A 16,491-nucleotide genomic window follows, 5' to 3' on the forward strand; every position below is an offset into this window, starting at 1 on the left:
GGTGCCCCGAGACGGATCCCCATCCGCAGTCGGCCGGTTCGCCGTGCGGACGCGGTGCGCGGCCTGCCCGTTGGTCCGGACAGCAAAAACCCCCGGGTCGTGGACCTGGGGGCTTCATCGGTATCTGTGGAGCGGGTGACGAGAATCGAACTCGCACTCTCAGCTTGGGAAGCTGATGTTCTACCACTAAACTACACCCGCGTAAGACGCCGGTTGGACCGGTGTCGAATGCCCGCTCACTCTACCTCATGCCCGGCTCCCGGCGTCGAAGCCGCGGGGCCCGCCTGTGTCCCACGGGGTGGATGAGGCTGCGGCGAGCCGGAGTTGAGGCGTACGGTGAGGGTCTTCGCGTGGGTCCGGACGGCACCGGAGTGCCGCCTGGAGCTCCGTCCCTTTGATCCCGTAATGTGGCTTTCGTTGTCAGGGCATCAGCCTGACAACGGCTCTTGGGGAAGGGACTCTGGGACTTGATGGAGCACACCGTCGTCCGTTGTGCCGAGGGGCACGTGTTCAGCACCGCGTCGTTCCCGATGCAGCAGGCCGAGCGGCTCGGCCCCGGACGGCTGGTCCGGTGCCCTCGCTGCGCCCGGCTCCGCAGTGTGGTGCCGGTGACCTTGGAGAAGCATTGACGCGGTGAGCCGGTCATGTGACGCCCCGGCACCGGGGCGTCACATCACCGGTGCACGGGAGCGCGGTGCCGTCGCGATTGTGGTGGCCCCGCGCCCCTTGCGTATCCTCAGGGCGTGCTTCTCTCAGACAAGGACATCCGGGCCGAGATCGACGCCGGGCGGGTCCGGATCGATCCCTACGACGAATCCATGGTGCAGCCGTCGAGCATCGACGTGCGGCTCGACCGCTATTTCCGGGTGTTCGAGAACCACCGCTACCCCCACATCGACCCCTCGGTCGAGCAGGCGGACCTCACGCGGCTCGTCGAGCCGGAGGGGGACGAGCCGTTCATCCTGCACCCCGGTGAGTTCGTCCTCGCCAGCACGTACGAGGTCATCTCGCTGCCGGACGACCTCGCCTCGCGCCTCGAGGGCAAGAGCTCGCTGGGCCGTCTCGGTCTGGTCACCCACTCCACCGCCGGGTTCATCGACCCCGGGTTCTCCGGGCACGTGACGCTGGAGCTGTCGAACCTCGCGACGCTGCCGATCAAGCTCTGGCCGGGCATGAAGATCGGCCAGCTGTGCATGTTCCGGCTCAGCTCGCCGGCCGAGTTCCCCTACGGCAGCGACCGCTACGGGTCGCGCTACCAGGGCCAGCGCGGGCCGACGGCCTCCCGGTCCTTCCTGAACTTCCACCGGACCCAGGTCTGAGGCGGTGACCATGTCCTCCGAGTCCTCCGAGTCCTCCGAGCGCGAGAACCTCACCTACGAGAAGTTCGGTGTCGCCGTACGCGAACTCGCCCAGACCATCGCCGACGACGGCTACGAGCCCGACATCGTCCTGTCGATCGCCCGGGGCGGCGTCTTCGTCGCGGGCGGGCTCGCCTACGCCCTCGACTGCAAGAACATCCACCTGGTGAACGTCGAGTTCTACACGGGGGTGGGGACGACGCTGGAGATGCCGGTGATGCTCGCCCCCGTCCCCAACGCGATCGACTTCTCCGACAAGAAGGTCCTGATCACGGACGACGTCGCCGACACGGGCAAGACGCTCAAGCTCGTGCACGACTTCTGCGTCGGCGAGGTCGCCGAGGTCCGCAGCGCCGTGATCTACGAGAAGACCCAGTCCCTCGTGAAGTGCGAGTACGTCTGGAAGCGCACGGACGAGTGGATCAACTTCCCGTGGAGTGTCGAACCGCCGGTGATCCGCCGGGCCGGGCAGGTGCTCGACTCGTAGGCGGTCGCCCGCACGGCGCGACGGCGGTTCGTGGACGTGACGTGACGCGAGAGGGGCTCCCGGTGGTGTGCCGGGAGCCCCTCTCGCGTGTTCTCGGTGCCGTCGGCGTCAGAACGTGCCCAGCTTGATGATCGACAGGATCGCGATGAGCTGGATGGATGACGCGGCGAGCGCCTTCGGCCAGGGGAGGTCGTGGGACTTGCCGACCATCAGGGTCAGCAGCGCGCCCGCGGCGACCCATGTGGCCCAGCCGAGGAGCTGCACGAACGACGCGTCGCCGCCGAGGAACATGGCGACGAGCAGACGCGGGGTGTCCGTGATGGACATGATCAGCATGGAGAGGCCGACCGTGGGCTGCCAGGCGCCGTCGCCGCCGAGCTGGCGGGCCAGGGTGTGGGTGACCACGCCGAGGATGAACGTGCTGAGCACGATGGCGACGGCGGTCGTCAGGACGATCGGGATCGCGTTGGAGAGCGTCGCGTTGATCGCGTCCTCGCGGGCGCCGTCGAAGCCGAACACCGCCAGCAGGCCGTAGACGAACGTCACGACCAGGGCCGGGCCCCACATCGCGTAGTCGCGCATCTGCAGGAAGGTCCTGTTGGGGGCGGTCACGATGCCCCTGAGCAGGTCCTTCCAGTGCAGCCGCGGTCCGACGGGCGGAGCGGTCGCCTGGCCGGCGCGGTACGTGTCGCCCTGGCTGTACGGGTCCTCGCCGATGGAGAAGGCCTGCGTGTGTCCGGGGCTGTTCGCCGCGTACGGGTCCGGGCCCTGCTGCGGGTGTCCGTCGCCGAAGTACTCCGGCTCGCCGTGTCCGCCGCCGCCCTGGGGCCAGCCGCCCTGCGCGTTGCCGCGGTACTGCTGACCGCCGTCCTGCCGGCCGCCGTACGGCGGCTGTCCCCCGTACTGCGGCTGCGAAGGCGCGTTCGGATGACCGTACGGCTGCTGCCCGCCTCCCTGGGGGGCCTGCTGTCCGTACGACGGTTGTTGTTGCGGTCGCGCCTGCGAAGCACGGTTGTCCCGGCCGCCGCGTCCGATCCTGAATCCAGCCACGTTATCGAACGTACCTGGTCCCGGAGAGTGACGTGCCGGGCCCGGGGGATCGGGCCCGGCATTGGGTCCGAGCTGTGACATCCCCTACGGGGCAGACGAGGCAGCCCCCTACGGGTCCCGGAGGGGGCCGCGGAGCAGATCAGCCCGCCAGGACGTTGCCGAAGTAGGCGTCGCCCGAGGGGCCGCCCAGGGTGGTGCCGTTGAAGGACTTCGAGCCGGTGGCGGTGATACCGGAGGCGCCGGCCTTGAAGTACCAGACCGCACCGTCGGCACTGTTCTCGCCGAGCGCGCCGACGACCAGCTCGGCGCGGCCGTCGCCGTTCGCGTCGGTGAGCCGGACCGCGTCGCCGAAGTAGTCCTGGGCCTCGGCGGTGCCCGGGACCCCCGCGCTGTTCTGCGAGAAGGACGTGGAACCGGTGCCGGTCAGGCCGGAGGCGGAGCCGCGCAGGACAGTGACCTGGCCGGCGTGCTTCACCGACCCGATGTACTCGCTGTCCGAGCCGATCGCGACGTCGGCGTATCCGTCGCCGTTGGTGTCGCCCGAGGACAGGCTCCAGCCGAAGCCGTCGTTCTTCTCGCCGGCGCCCGGCACGCCCGCCGAGTCCTGGGTGATCCGCTTCGGCGTACGGGTGCTGAGGCCGCCCGCGGCACCGTACGTCACGGTGATCGCGCCGCCGAGTCCGCCGTCCGGCTCGGTCGACGACTTCTCCATGAAGTTGCCGGTGACGATGTCGCCGTAGCCGTCCTTGTCGACGTCGGCGATCGTGCCCGCGTAACCGCCCGCGAGCTTCTTGCCGAGCTTCGGGCCGGTGGTGGAGCCGGTGTAGAGGACGCTGCGGGTGCGGTAGGCGCCCCCGCTGGTCTCCTCCTGGCCCATGACCAGGAGATCGGTCCTGCCGTCGCCGTTGACCTCGCCCGCGACGAGCTGGTCCGGGTAGACGGTGCTCTGGGCGATCGTGTCGACGCCGATGCGTGCGGCGGCCTTGCCGGTACGGGAGATGGGCCCCCGGAAGATGTTCAGCGCGGGTGTGGCGTTGTTCGCGGCGGCCAGGTCGGTGTGGCCGTCGCCGTCGAAGTCGCCGGCCGCGACCTGCCAGCCCAGCTCGTTGAGGTACTGCGGCAGCGGTGAGGCGATGTCGGTGCCGGACTTCACCCCGCTCGCGCCGCCCCACAGCACCGTGAGGGTGCCGGAGGAGTCGGTGGAGCCGATCCGCTCGCCGTGCACGCCCACGACGATGTCCGTGTAGCCGTCGCCGTCCATGTCACCCGTGGTCACGCGGTCGCCGAAGTAGTCGTACGACTCCGGGGTGCCCGGGACACCGGTGGTGGCCTGGCTGATGATCTGCCGCTTGGAGGTGTCGAGGCCGCTCGCGGTGCCGTAGACGACGGCGACGTAGCCGGCTCCGGACTTGCCGGACACCTTGGCGAGCGGAGCGGCGATGGCCAGGTCGCGGTGGCCGTCGCCGTTGAAGTCACCCGAGAGCCCCGAGGGCGCGGCGGTGGCCGGGGTGGCGGGCAGGGCGGTGAGCAGGCCGGTGGTGAGGGTCGCGGCCAGCAGGAGGGTGCGCTTGCGCAAGGCGGGACTCCGGTAGCGGAAGGGGCGAGTGGGACGGGTGGGGATACCGCCGGACAGGGAGACACGCCGGGCCCGTGAGCGGTGCGGGCCCGGCGTGTCGGGAACGGGGCGCTCGCGGAGGAGCGCCCCGGGTGGTGCGTGGACCGGCCGGCCCGAGGGCCGGCCGGGGACGGGCGGACGGGCCGCCGGGCGGGACTAGTCGGCGAACAGGGCGCCGAACTGCGGCGATCCCGTCGTCGAGACGCCCGAGGTGCTCGGGGACAGGGTCCGGGAACCGGACGTGGTGATCGTCGTGCCGTTGGAGGGCAGGTAGGTGACCGAGCCGTTGCCGGCGTTCTCGTACGAGCCGACGAGCAGGTCCGCCCGGCCGTCGCCGTTGACGTCGTCGAGCTTGACGTCGGCGCCGAACAGGTCGCTCTTCTCGTCGCTGCCGGGGACGCCGGCGGTGCTCTGGGCGAAGGACTGCGTGCCGGAGGAGACCTTCACGCCGCTCGACGAGCCGTAGAGGACGGTGACCATGCCGGTGTCGGTGACACCGTCGATGTCCTCGTTGGGGGCGGAGACGACGAGGTCCTGGAAGCCGTCGCCGTTCACGTCGCCGAGGTCGAGGTCCCAGCCGAAGCTGTCGCCCTTCTCCGAGGTGCCGGGGACGCTGCCGGTGTTCTGGTTGATCCCCGTGGTGCCGGCGGGGCCGGAGGCCGAGCCGTAGGTGATGTTCGCCTGGCCGCCGTCGGAGGAGTCCGGGATGGTCTCGCCCTCGTCGGTGTGGTGGTCCCAGCCGGCGCCGCTGACGATGTCGCCGTAGCCGTCGCCGTTGATGTCGCCGACGCCGGTGATCTGGCCGGGCTTGAGCGCCTCCGCGGAGGCGACGCTGAGGCCGCTCGCCGTGCCGGGCACGAAGTAGTTCGTGTTCCAGCCGGTGCCGTTCTCGAAGCCGTCGACGATCAGGTCGGTGCGGCCGTCGCCGTTCACGTCGCCGGCCGTCAGGCTCAGCGGTCCGTACGGGAAGTCGTTGGAGCCGGACTGGATCGGGGGCTTGACGGTGTAGCGGCCGCCGGGGGTGCCGGCCGTGGTGAAGCCGCCCTTGTAGACGTAGACCGTGCTGGTCGAGCTGCCGACGGCGAGGTCGGCCTTCCCGTCGCCGTCGAAGTCGCCGGCGGCCAGGTCCTTGCCCCAGTAGTCGTGCGAGGAGGGGGAGGGGTCGGTGATGGTGACGCCCTTGCCGGTGAGGCCCGCGGCGGAGCCCCACAGGATGGCGACGGTGCCGCTGTTGGTGTCGGTGCCGACCTTCTCCCACGGGGCGGCGACGGCGAGGTCGTCGTAGCCGTCCTTGTTGAAGTCGGCGTACGCGGTCTCGCCGCCGAAGCCGTCGCCGGCCTCGGCGGTGCCCGGGACGCCGGAGGTGTCCTGGCTGATCGTGGAGCGCTTGGCGGAGGAGACGCCGGTGGCGGTGCCGTAGAGGGCGACGATCTGGCCGGCGGCCTTGTGGCCGCCGACGTACGCGGCGTGCGCCGAGAAGACCACGTCGCCGATGCCGTCGCCGTTGAAGTCGGCCTGCGCGACGTGCGCGGAGTCCGCGGCGGTCGCGGTCGTGACCGAGAAGGTGAGCAGTCCGCCCGTCAGCGCGGCAGCGGTGGCCGTCGCGAGGGCGATACGCACGGAGTGCGGGTGACGCTTGTGCATGCGGGATTCTCCTGCGGCATGCGGGGATGTCTGGCGGACATCCCCTGTCAATGGGGTTCCGACTGCCCGTGTTTGCCGGGAGTTGTCCATGGGGCGTCCGGCGGTTCACTGGGTGATCGGCGAACAGGAGACCGCCGATGGGGGGCGAGGGTTGTACGTGAGTTCGGAAATTCTTTCGTGACGGTCGGGGCCGGTGGGGTGTCCGGGGCGGGGCGGCCGGAGGGGGCGGTGGGCCGGCCGGGCGCGGGGACGCACGACACCCCCGTGTTCCGGGGAACACGGGGGTGTCGGTGGTGCCGGCCGGGGTGAACCGGGCGGCCGGGGGCGTTACTTGACCGGCTCGGGTTCCGGTGCGTTCTCCGACTCCGCCGCGCCCGCCGGGGGCTCGTCGTCGCCGTCGGTGTCGGCGACCGGGGTCTTGACCGAGTCGAGGAGGAGCTGGGCGACGTCGACGACCTGGACGGACTCCTTGGCCTTGCCGTCGTTCTTCTTGCCGTTGACCGAGTCGGTCAGCATGACGAGGCAGAACGGGCAGGCGGTGGAGACGATGTCGGGGTTCAGCGACAGGGCCTCGTCGACGCGCTCGTTGTTGATGCGCTTGCCGATCCGCTCCTCCATCCACATCCGCGCGCCACCGGCACCGCAGCAGAAGCCGCGTTCCTTGTGGCGGTGCATCTCCTGCTGGCGCAGGCCCGGGACGGCGGACATGATCTCGCGCGGCGGCGTGTAGATCTTGTTGTGCCGGCCCAGGTAGCACGGGTCGTGGTAGGTGATGAGGCCCTCGACCGGGGTCACCGGGAGCAGCTTGCCCTCGTCGATGAGGTGCTGGAGCAGCTGGGTGTGGTGGATGACCTCGTAGTCGCCGCCGAGCTGCGGGTACTCGTTGCCGATGGTGTTGAGGCAGTGCGGGCAGGTGGCGACGATCTTCTTCGCCGACTTCGGCTTCTTCGACTCGGGGGTGCTGTTGCCCTCGTCGTCCATCTCCTCGCCGAACGCCATGTTCAGCGCGGCGACGTTCTCCATGCCGAGCTCCTGGAAGAGGGGCTCGTTGCCGAGGCGGCGGGCGGAGTCACCGGTGCACTTCTCGTCGCCGCCCATGATCGCGAACTTGACGCCCGCCATGTGCAGCAGCTCCGCGAAGGCCTTGGTGGTCTTCTTGGCGCGGTCCTCGAGGGCGCCGGCGCAGCCGACCCAGTAGAGGTACTCGACCTCGGTGAGGTCCTCGATGTCGCGGCCGACGACGGGGATCTCGAAGTCGACCTCCTTGGTCCACTCCAGGCGCTGCTTCTTGGCGAGGCCCCAGGGGTTGCCCTTCTTCTCCAGGTTCTTGAGCATCGTGCCCGCCTCGGACGGGAACGCGCTCTCGATCATCACCTGGTAGCGGCGCATGTCGACGATGTGGTCGATGTGCTCGATGTCGACCGGGCACTGCTCGACGCAGGCGCCGCAGGTGGTGCAGGACCACAGGACGTCCGGGTCGATGACGCCGTTCTCCTCGGCGGTGCCGATGAGGGGGCGCTCGGCCTCGGCGAGGGCGGCCGCGGGAACGTCCTTGAGCTGCTCCTCGGACGCCTTCTCCTCGCCCTCCATGGTCTTGCCGCCGCCGGCCAGCAGGTAGGGGGCCTTGGCGTGCGCGTGGTCGCGCAGCGACATGATGAGGAGCTTCGGGGAGAGCGGCTTGCCGGTGTTCCAGGCGGGGCACTGCGACTGGCAGCGGCCGCACTCGGTGCAGGTGGAGAAGTCGAGCAGGCCCTTCCAGGAGAACTGCTCGACCTGGGAGACGCCGAAGACGTCGTCCTCACCGGGGTCGGTGAAGTCGATGGCCTTGCCGCCGCTGGTCATCGGGAGCAGTTCGCCGAGGGCGGTCGCGCCCTTGGCGTCGCGCTTGAACCAGATGTTGGGGAAGGCGAGGAAGCGGTGCCAGGCGACACCCATGTTGGTGTTCAGGCCGACGGTGATCGCCCAGCCCATGGTGACGCCGAGCTTGATCATGGCGGTCAGGTAGACCAGCGTCTGCAGGGTGGAGAGGCTCAGTCCCTTGAAGGCGGCGACCAGGGGGTACGAGGCCCAGTAGGCGGCCTCGTAGTGGTCGACGCCGTGCAGGGCGCCCTCGAGGCCGCGCAGGGTCATGATGGCGAGGCCGATGACGAGGATCACGGCCTCGACGAAGTAGGCCTGGCCGGTCTTGGAGCCCGCGAAGCGCGACTTGCGGCCGGGCTTGGACGGCCGGTTCAGCTGCCGGACCGCGATCAGCACGAGGATGCCGAGGGTCGTGAACAGCGCGATGAACTCGGTGTACAGCTCGTAGGGGAGCCATCCGCCGAGCACCGGGAGGGTCCAGTCGGCCTTGAAGAGCTGACCGTAGGCGGTGACGATGGTCAGGCCCAGGGTCAGGAAGCCGACGGCCACGAACCAGTGCGCGACGCCGATGATGCCCCACCGGTTCATCCGGGTGTGGCCGACGAACTCCTTGGCCAGCGTGACGGTGCGGGCCTTCCAGTCGTCGGTGCGGCTGCCGGCGGGAACGGGCTGGCCGAGCTTGATGAACCGGTAGATCTGTGCGACGGCCCGCGCGATCAGCGCGACGCCGACCACGGTCAGGACCAGCGACACGACGATCGCGGCGAGTTGCATTCGGGGGCTCCTCGGGCCTGCGAGGTGTTCTTCGAGTGCGACCTCGAAGTGATTACTAAGCGGTAACTTATGCAGTCCGTCTGAGACTACCCACTTCTTCCGCCGCACTGTAGCCAGAGGTGCGGTGATCTGCGTCGCTGAGGCAAACCTGAGTGGGTGCGTCGCGGGCGGGCAGACGGTTCCTTTCGTGCCCCCGGGCGTTCTGGCGCAAGGACACGTAAACCCGATCGTGTTATTCGCACAATACTGTGACAATTACCCCTAAATTAGCGATGTGCTGTACGGAATCGCGGCCGCCACGGCCGCTCTGCTCCTGACCGCCGCGCTCACCGCGCTGCTGCGGTCGCTCGCCCTGCGCCTCGGTGCCGCCGGCGGGCCGGGGCTCCTCTCCGCCCCGACCCGGCCCCGCCCGTCCGGCGCGTCCGTCCCGTCCGGCCCGTCCGGCCGGGACCGGCGGGTCCCGCTGCTCGGCGGCATCGCCGTGGCGGGTGCGACGGCGCTCGTCGGCTGCGCCGGCGACTGGACCGGGGCCGCCCCGCTCGGCCCGGAGACCGGCCGTCTGCTGGTCGCCGCCCTCGTCGTCGCCCTGGCCGGTCTCGCCGCCGACCTCCTGCCCGTGCCGCCCGCGCTGCGGCTGACCGCCGTCGCCGGTGCCGCCGTCCTCGCCGTCCCCTACGACGCGCTCGGCGTGCCCGGCGGGGTGCTCGCGGCCGGCTGGATCGTCCTCGTGACCCACGCCTTCCGCTCGCTCGACCAGTCCGACGGGGTGCTCGGGACCGTCGGGGTCGTCACCGCGTTCGCGCTCAGCGGCTGCGCCGCCGCCGAGGTCATGGACGGGCTCGCGGCCCTGCTCAGCGTGCTGGCCGCGGCGCTCACCGGCTTCCTGATGCACGCCTGGCCGCCGGCCCGGATCGCCGCCGGGCGGTGCGGTTCCCAGTTCGCCGGGTTCGTGCTGGCCTCGGCCGTCGTGCTGGTGCACGCGGAGCGGCCCGCCGGGCCCGGGTTCGGCGCCGCGTTCGCGCTGACGGCTGTCGTCAGCGCCGACGCCGTCCTGGTCCTCGTGTCCCGGCGGCGCGCCGGGCGGCCGGTGCTGCGGTCCGCGCCCGACCATCTGGTGCACCGGCTGCGCCGGGCGGGGCTGACCCGGCAGGGCGTCATGGTGGTGATGGGGCTCGCCGCGTTCGCGGGTGCGCTCGTCGGGCTGTCCATCGACCTCGGCTGGCTCGGTGCTTGGGCGGCCCTGTGGGTGGCCGGCGCCGTGCTGCTCGTCGGGGCCGCGGCCGCCCTGCGTCCCGGACCCCGTCCGCGCCGCCCCGGCGTCCGGCCCAGGTCCCGTCCGCATGCGATCCCCGCTCCCGGGGGACCCGCCACAGGGGCCGCGCACCGACCCGGAGGTCTCCTCCGTCCCTCGGCGGATGTGGCGAACGGTGCGGTGAAAGTCCCCTAGCTCCCTGTGAAAAGAGCAGGTCACGGGCTTCCTGCGCGTAAGGAACGGATAAGAGTTGAGCCCCCACGACTCAGGTCTGTTGACCGAGTGGCGGGCGTCGTGCACACTTGAGCCTGTTCCACTCAAGTCATTGTTGGAGGAATCGAAATGGCACGTGCGGTCGGCATCGACCTGGGCACGACTAACTCAGTCGTCAGCGTTCTGGAGGGCGGCGAGCCCACCGTCATCACCAACGCCGAGGGCGCCAGGACCACGCCGTCCGTCGTCGCCTTCGCGAAGAACGGTGAGGTGCTTGTCGGCGAGGTCGCCAAGCGCCAGGCGGTCACGAACGTGGACCGGACCATCCGTTCGGTGAAGCGTCACATGGGCACGGACTGGAAGATCGAGCTCGACGGCAAGAGCTTCAACCCGCAGCAGATGAGCGCCTTCATCCTGCAGAAGCTGAAGCGCGACGCCGAGGCGTACCTGGGCGAGAAGGTGGCCGACGCGGTCATCACCGTCCCGGCGTACTTCAACGACTCCGAGCGTCAGGCGACGAAGGAGGCCGGCGAGATCGCGGGCCTGAACGTCCTGCGCATCGTGAACGAGCCGACCGCCGCCGCCCTGGCGTACGGCCTCGACAAGGACGACCAGACGATCCTCGTCTTCGACCTCGGCGGCGGCACGTTCGACGTGTCCCTCCTGGAGATCGGTGACGGCGTCGTCGAGGTGAAGGCCACGAACGGCGACAACCACCTCGGTGGTGACGACTGGGACCAGCGGGTCATGGACTACCTGGTCAAGCAGTTCCAGGCCGGTCACGGCGTGGACCTGTCCAAGGACAAGATGGCCCTCCAGCGCCTCCGCGAGGCCGCCGAGAAGGCCAAGATCGAGCTGTCCTCGTCCACCGAGACCTCGATCAACCTGCCCTACATCACGGCGTCCGCCGAGGGCCCGCTGCACCTGGACGAGAAGCTCACGCGCGCCCAGTTCCAGCAGCTGACGGCCGACCTGCTGGAGCGCTGCAAGACGCCGTTCCACAACGTCATCAAGGACGCCGGCATCAACCTCTCCGAGATCGACCACGTCGTTCTCGTGGGTGGCTCGACCCGTATGCCCGCCGTCGCCGAGCTCGTCAAGGAGCTGACCGGTGGCAACGAGGCGAACAAGGGCGTGAACCCGGACGAGGTCGTCGCCATCGGCGCCGCCCTGCAGGCCGGTGTCCTCAAGGGTGAGGTCAAGGACGTCCTGCTCCTCGACGTGACCCCGCTGTCCCTCGGCATCGAGACCAAGGGAGGGATCATGACCAAGCTCATCGAGCGCAACACCACGATCCCGACCAAGCGGTCCGAGATCTTCACGACGGCCGAGGACAACCAGCCGTCCGTGCAGATCCAGGTCTACCAGGGCGAGCGCGAGATCGCGGCGTACAACAAGAAGCTCGGGATGTTCGAGCTGACCGGTCTGCCGCCGGCCCCGCGCGGTGTCCCGCAGATCGAGGTCGCCTTCGACATCGACGCCAACGGCATCATGCACGTGACCGCGAAGGACCTGGGCACGGGCAAGGAGCAGAAGATGACCGTCACCGGTGGCTCCTCGCTGCCGAAGGACGAGGTCAACCGGATGCGCGAAGAGGCCGAGAAGTACGCGGAGGAGGACCACGCCCGCCGCGAGGCCGCCGAGACCCGCAACCAGGGCGAGCAGCTCGTCTACCAGACGGAGAAGTTCCTCAAGGACAACGAGGACAAGGTCCCCGGTGACGTCAAGACCGAGGTCGAGGCGTCCGTCGAGGAGCTGAAGGCCGCGCTCAAGGGCGAGGACACCGCGGAGATCCGCACGGCCACCGAGAAGGTCGCCGCCGTCTCCCAGAAGCTGGGCCAGGCCATGTACGCCGACGCGCAGGCCGCGCAGGCCGCGGGCGGCGACGCCCCGGGTGACGGGGCCCCGAAGGCCGACGGCGCGGACGAGGACGTGGTCGACGCCGAGATCGTCGACGAGGACCGCAAGGACGGTGCCGCGTGACGGAGGAGACCCCGGGCTTCGAAGAGCAGCCCGACGTCCCCTCCGGCGCCACCTCCGACGACGCCGACCCGAAGCCCGCCACCCCCTCTGCGGAGGGGGCGGCGGCCCCGGACGGGGACGACAGCGCACAGTTGGCCGGCCTGACGGCACAACTGGACCAGGCACGCACGGGTCTCACCGAGCGCACCGCCGACCTCCAGCGCCTCCAGGCCGAGTTCCAGAACTACCGCCGCCGCGTCGAGCGTGACCGGATCGCGGTCAAGGAGATCGCCGTGGCGAACCTCCTGACCGAGCTCCTGCCCGTGCTCGACGACATCGGCCGCGCGCGGGAGCACGGCGAACTGGTCGGCGGATTCAAGTCCGTCGGCGAGTCGCTGGAGACCGTCGCGGCCAAGATGGGGCTCCAGCAGTTCGGCAAGGAGGGCGAGCCCTTCGACCCGACGATCCACGAGGCGCTGATGCACTCGTACGCGCCGGACGTCACGGAGACGACGTGCGTGGCGATTCTGCAGCCGGGGTATCGCTTCGGCGAGCGCACCATCCGCCCCGCGCGGGTGGCGGTCGCCGAGCCGCAGCCCGGAGCGCAGACGGTCAAGTCCGACCAGTCGGCCGAGCCGGCCGAGGCGGACGAGACCGCCAAGGACAAGGAGAGCGGTGGCCCGGACGAGGGCTGAGCTTGAACGGAAGAGGAAGGAGGGACGTCGGGGATGAGCACCAAGGACTTCATCGAGAAGGACTTCTACAAGGTCCTCGGCGTCCCCAAGGACGCCACCGAGGCCGAGATCAAGAAGGCGTACCGGAAGCTCGCCCGCGAGAACCATCCGGACGCCAACAAGGGCAACGTCAAGGCCGAGGAGCGCTTCAAGGAGATCTCCGAGGCGAACGACGTCCTCGGTGACCCCAAGAAGCGCAAGGAGTACGACGAGGCCCGCGCCCTCTTCGGCAACGGCGGCTTCCGGCCGGGTCCCGGCGCGGGCGGCGGGAACTTCAACTTCGACCTGGGCGACCTCTTCGGAGGCGGTGCCCAGGGCGGCCAGGCCGGCGGAGCCGGTGGCTTCGGCGGCGGCATCGGTGACGTCTTCGGTGGCCTGTTCAACCGCGGCGGCGCCGGTACGGGAACCCGTACGCAGCCCCGGCGCGGCCAGGACATCGACACCGAGGTGACGCTCAGCTTCACCGAGGCGGTGGACGGCGCGACCGTCCCGCTGCGCATGACCTCGCAGGCTCCCTGCAAGGCCTGTTCGGGAACCGGCGACGCGAACGGCACACCCCGTGTGTGCCCGACGTGCGTCGGCACCGGCCAGGTCGCCCGCGGTTCGGGCGGTGGCTTCTCGCTCACCGACCCGTGCCCGGACTGCAAGGGCCGCGGACTGATCTCGGAGAACCCGTGCGAGGTCTGCAAGGGCAGCGGCCGTGCCAAGTCGTCCCGGACCATGCAGGTGCGCATCCCCGCCGGCGTCAGTGACAGCCAGCGGATCCGGCTGCGCGGCAAGGGCGCTCCCGGTGAACGCGGGGGACCCTCCGGCGACCTGTACGTCACCGTCCACGTGGACGCCCACCCGGTCTTCGGCCGCAAGGGCGACAACCTCACCGTCACGGTGCCCGTCACCTTCACGGAGGCGGCCCTCGGCGGCGAGGTGAAGGTGCCCACCCTGGGCGGCCCCGCGGTGACGCTGAAGCTGCCGCCGGGCACACCCAACGGACGCACCATGCGCGCCCGGGGCAAGGGCGCGGTCCGCAAGGACGGCACACGGGGCGACCTGCTCGTCACCGTCGAGGTGGCCGTTCCGCAGGACGTGTCGGGCAAGGCTCGTGACGCGCTGGAGGCGTATCGCGAGGCGACCGCGGGTGAGGATCCGCGGGCGGAGCTGTTCCAGGCCGCGAAGGGAGCATGACGGAGCCATGGACACCACCGGTCGGCGGCGCAACCCGTACGAACTGACCGAGGAGACGCCGGTCTACGTCATCTCGGTGGCGGCCCAGCTCTCCGGACTGCACCCGCAGACCCTGCGTCAGTACGACCGGCTCGGCCTGGTCTCTCCCGACCGCACGGCCGGCCGGGGCCGCCGCTACTCGGCCCGTGACATCGAACTGCTGCGTACCGTCCAGCAGTTGTCGCAGGACGAGGGCATCAACCTGGCCGGCATCAAGCGCATCATCGAGCTGGAGAACCAGGTGGCGGCGCTCCAGTCCCGGGTCGCCGAGCTCCAGTCGGCCCTCGACGGCGCCGCCGCGGCCATGCAGCAGCGCGAGGCCGCCGTGCACGCCTCCTACCGGCGTGACCTGGTCCCGTACCAGGAGGTCCAGCACACGAGCGCCTTGGTGGTCTGGCGTCCCAAGCGGTCGCCCGATCAGTGACCGAAGCACCCGAGAAGGGGCCCGGAGGTTTTCCTCCGGGCCCCTTCTCTCGTGCTGGGCGGAGTCCGTGACCGTTTCCGACCGGTCGCGGTCCGTGGTGGCTCGATCTTTACGGTCCGGGCGGAATGGGGGGGTTGACCGCATTCGTTCGGACGCCCGCAGGACGTGGTCGCGGGATCCGGTGCCGCGCGACGGCTCGCGCCGAGGCTTGATTCCCGGGGTTTACCCGGATGTCAACAAGCCTTAAAGGCAAGGTGGATGGGGTCGCGCGGTCCGGGGCGGCGGTCGCGACGTGTGGATGACAGAGGGTGAAGCTGGGGGGATTGCTGGAACCTCGGGCGTAACCTCTTCCCACCGTGTTCACTTGTGGAACACAGAATGCTGTTGCCATCTCGTTAAGTGGCTACTCCTTGACGCTGAGGTGATCGCCGCGTTGGCTTTCAGCCACCTGGGTCGCAATGCTGCAACCTCGCCCGGAAGGCACCTGATGTGAACACTCGTAACACCGGTCTCCGTCGTACCGTCATAGCCCTGGCCTCGTCCGCCGCCGCCCTCTCGCTCGCCGGCTGCGGGGTCGTCGACGGGCTCGGTGGAAGCGACGCCAAGGCGAGCCCCACGAAGGGCGACGACATCAAGGTGGGCCTCCTCCTCCCGGAGAAGGAGAACACCCGTTACGAGAAGTTCGACTACCCGATCATCGAGGAGCAGGTCAGGAAGCTCACCGAGAAGAAGGGTGAGGTCGTCTACCGGAACGCCGAGCAGGACGCGGGCAAGCAGCTCAGCCAGCTCCAGGAGATGGTGGACGACAAGGTCGACGTCATCCTCCTGGACGCGGTGGACTCGAAGTCGATCGCGAAGGGCGTGAAGAAGGCCAAGGACGCCGGCATCCCCGTCATCGCCTACGACCGGCTGGCGCAGGGTCCGATCGACGCGTACATCTCCTTCGACAACGAGCTGGTGGGCGAGGTCCAGGGCAAGGCCCTGGTCGGCGCGCTGGGCGCCAACTCCGCGGCGAAGAAGATCATCATGATGAACGGCGCGACGACCGACCCGAACGCGGCCCAGTTCAAGTCCGGCGCCGAGGCCGAGCTCAAGGACAAGGTGATCGTCGCCGACAAGTACGACACCAAGGACTGGAACCCGGTCAACGCCAAGGCGAACATGGAAGAGGCGATCCAGAAGGTCGGCCTCGACAACATCGCGGGGGTGTACGCCGCCAACGACGGCATCGCCGGCGCTGTCATCGACGCCCTGAAGAGCGCGGGCGTCAGCAAGGTGCCGCCGGTCACCGGCCAGGACGCCGAACTCGTCGCCGTGCAGCGGATCCTCAAGGGCGACCAGTTCATGAGCGTCTACAAGTCCTACCCGCAGGAGGCGAGCGCCGCCGCGGAGATGGCGGTCGCCCGGGTGCAGGGCCGCTCGATCGAGTTCGACGCGCTGACCCGCGACAAGGTGAACAGCCCGACGAACAAGGACATTCCGGCGCAGCTCGTTCCCGTGGTCGACCTGACCAAGGAGAACATCGAGGACACGGTCCTGCAGGACAGCATCTACACCGTCAAGCAGATCTGCACCGCCCCCTACAAGGCGGCCTGTGACGCTCTGAAGCTCAAGTAGCACCGGGGGCGCCGGAAAGGCCGCCCGGCAGCGGCGGGAGCCTCCTGGCACCCCTGGGGCGGCGCACGACATCGAGGGCCCGGGACATCCGTCCCGGGCCTTCTTCGTGTTCCGTGCGCGTTCCGGACACGGCTCCCCGCCGGACGCCGTCGCGGAGGGGGATATCCGGCCAAGCCCGGGCGGTGCTCCGGGGGTCTTTCGGGGGTCGTTCCCGCGAAGTCCCGGGCGTCCGCGGGGTGCTGCTTGCAGCTTGTTGCAACGGGCGGGGCGGAGGTGCGGA

Annotated in this window: 12 protein-coding genes and 1 tRNA gene; 8 read left to right on the top strand and 5 right to left on the bottom strand. The window is 69.9% G+C overall.

Annotated elements, in window-relative coordinates; translation table 11 throughout:
* Positions 1-127 precede the first annotated feature (127 nt).
* Positions 128-201 (bottom strand) — tRNA-Gly (locus tag B0675_RS09955).
* Between the two features lie 542 nt (positions 202-743).
* Here B0675_RS09955 and dcd point away from each other — a divergent pair.
* Positions 744-1,319, top strand: a complete 576-nt coding sequence (gene dcd, locus B0675_RS09960) for a dCTP deaminase (protein ID WP_010985889.1) — start codon at positions 744-746, stop codon at positions 1,317-1,319.
* A gap of 10 nt (positions 1,320-1,329) precedes the next feature.
* Complete coding sequence (locus B0675_RS09965; RefSeq protein ID WP_081221700.1) at positions 1,330-1,845, top strand: phosphoribosyltransferase; 516 nt, start codon at positions 1,330-1,332, stop codon at positions 1,843-1,845.
* Positions 1,846-1,953: 108 nt separating this feature from the next.
* Here B0675_RS09965 and B0675_RS09970 read toward each other — a convergent pair whose 3' ends face one another.
* The 4 genes from B0675_RS09970 to B0675_RS09985 all read right to left on the bottom strand — a co-directional run bounded on the left by B0675_RS09970 (position 1,954) and on the right by B0675_RS09985 (position 8,788).
* Positions 1,954-2,976, bottom strand: a complete 1,023-nt coding sequence (locus B0675_RS09970; RefSeq protein WP_081218455.1) for a Yip1 family protein — start codon at positions 2,974-2,976, stop codon at positions 1,954-1,956.
* A 58-nt stretch (positions 2,977-3,034) separates the two neighbouring features.
* Positions 3,035-4,471 (bottom strand): FG-GAP-like repeat-containing protein, encoded by a 1,437-nt coding sequence (locus tag B0675_RS09975; protein WP_081218456.1) that lies wholly within the window; start codon positions 4,469-4,471, stop codon positions 3,035-3,037.
* Between the two features lie 195 nt (positions 4,472-4,666).
* Entirely contained in the window at positions 4,667-6,154 is a 1,488-nt protein-coding gene (locus tag B0675_RS09980) for an FG-GAP and VCBS repeat-containing protein (RefSeq protein ID WP_081218457.1), read from the bottom strand.
* Between the two features lie 327 nt (positions 6,155-6,481).
* A complete protein-coding gene (locus B0675_RS09985; protein WP_081218458.1) occupies positions 6,482-8,788 on the bottom strand; it encodes a (Fe-S)-binding protein in 2,307 nt (768 codons plus the stop codon).
* Between the two features lie 274 nt (positions 8,789-9,062).
* Between B0675_RS09985 and B0675_RS09990 the strand changes: the two genes are divergently transcribed.
* From B0675_RS09990 to B0675_RS10015, 6 genes are all read left to right on the top strand, one after another.
* Positions 9,063-10,235, top strand: coding sequence for an MraY family glycosyltransferase (locus B0675_RS09990; RefSeq protein ID WP_081218459.1), 1,173 nt, complete (start codon positions 9,063-9,065; stop codon positions 10,233-10,235).
* Between the two features lie 147 nt (positions 10,236-10,382).
* Positions 10,383-12,236 (top strand): molecular chaperone DnaK, encoded by a 1,854-nt coding sequence (dnaK, locus tag B0675_RS09995; protein WP_081218460.1) that lies wholly within the window; start codon positions 10,383-10,385, stop codon positions 12,234-12,236.
* Positions 12,233-12,910, top strand: a complete 678-nt coding sequence (gene grpE, locus B0675_RS10000; protein ID WP_081218461.1) for a nucleotide exchange factor GrpE — start codon at positions 12,233-12,235, stop codon at positions 12,908-12,910. The genes dnaK and grpE overlap by 4 nt, the downstream gene beginning before the upstream one ends.
* Positions 12,911-12,943: 33 nt before the next feature.
* Positions 12,944-14,131 (top strand): molecular chaperone DnaJ, encoded by a 1,188-nt coding sequence (gene dnaJ, locus B0675_RS10005; protein ID WP_081218462.1) that lies wholly within the window; start codon positions 12,944-12,946, stop codon positions 14,129-14,131.
* Positions 14,132-14,138: 7 nt separating this feature from the next.
* Positions 14,139-14,594, top strand: a complete 456-nt coding sequence (locus tag B0675_RS10010) for a helix-turn-helix domain-containing protein (RefSeq protein ID WP_081218463.1) — start codon at positions 14,139-14,141, stop codon at positions 14,592-14,594.
* 489 nt (positions 14,595-15,083) lie between these two features.
* On the top strand, positions 15,084-16,211 hold the full coding sequence (locus B0675_RS10015; RefSeq protein ID WP_081218464.1) for a substrate-binding domain-containing protein: 1,128 nt from the start codon (positions 15,084-15,086) through the stop codon (positions 16,209-16,211).
* The last annotated feature ends 280 nt before the right edge of the window (positions 16,212-16,491 follow it).

The organism is Streptomyces sp. M41(2017) (genome assembly GCF_002078175.1).
Classification (GTDB): Bacteria; Actinomycetota; Actinomycetes; order Streptomycetales; family Streptomycetaceae; genus Streptomyces.

What these genes read in the sequence shown, in the direction of transcription:
- dnaJ (WP_081218462.1), top strand. Translation starts at nt 12,944, where the DNA reads ATGAGCACCAAGGACTTCATCGAGAAGGACTTCTACAAGGTCCTCGGC.
- dnaK (WP_081218460.1), top strand. Translation starts at nt 10,383, where the DNA reads ATGGCACGTGCGGTCGGCATCGACCTGGGCACGACTAACTCAGTCGTC.
- B0675_RS09970 (WP_081218455.1), bottom strand. Translation starts at nt 2,976, where the DNA reads ATGTCACAGCTCGGACCCAATGCCGGGCCCGATCCCCCGGGCCCGGCA.
- B0675_RS09965 (WP_081221700.1), top strand. Translation starts at nt 1,330, where the DNA reads ATGTCCTCCGAGTCCTCCGAGTCCTCCGAGCGCGAGAACCTCACCTAC.
- B0675_RS09985 (WP_081218458.1), bottom strand. Translation starts at nt 8,788, where the DNA reads ATGCAACTCGCCGCGATCGTCGTGTCGCTGGTCCTGACCGTGGTCGGC.
- B0675_RS09980 (WP_081218457.1), bottom strand. Translation starts at nt 6,154, where the DNA reads ATGCACAAGCGTCACCCGCACTCCGTGCGTATCGCCCTCGCGACGGCC.
- B0675_RS10010 (WP_081218463.1), top strand. Translation starts at nt 14,139, where the DNA reads ATGGACACCACCGGTCGGCGGCGCAACCCGTACGAACTGACCGAGGAG.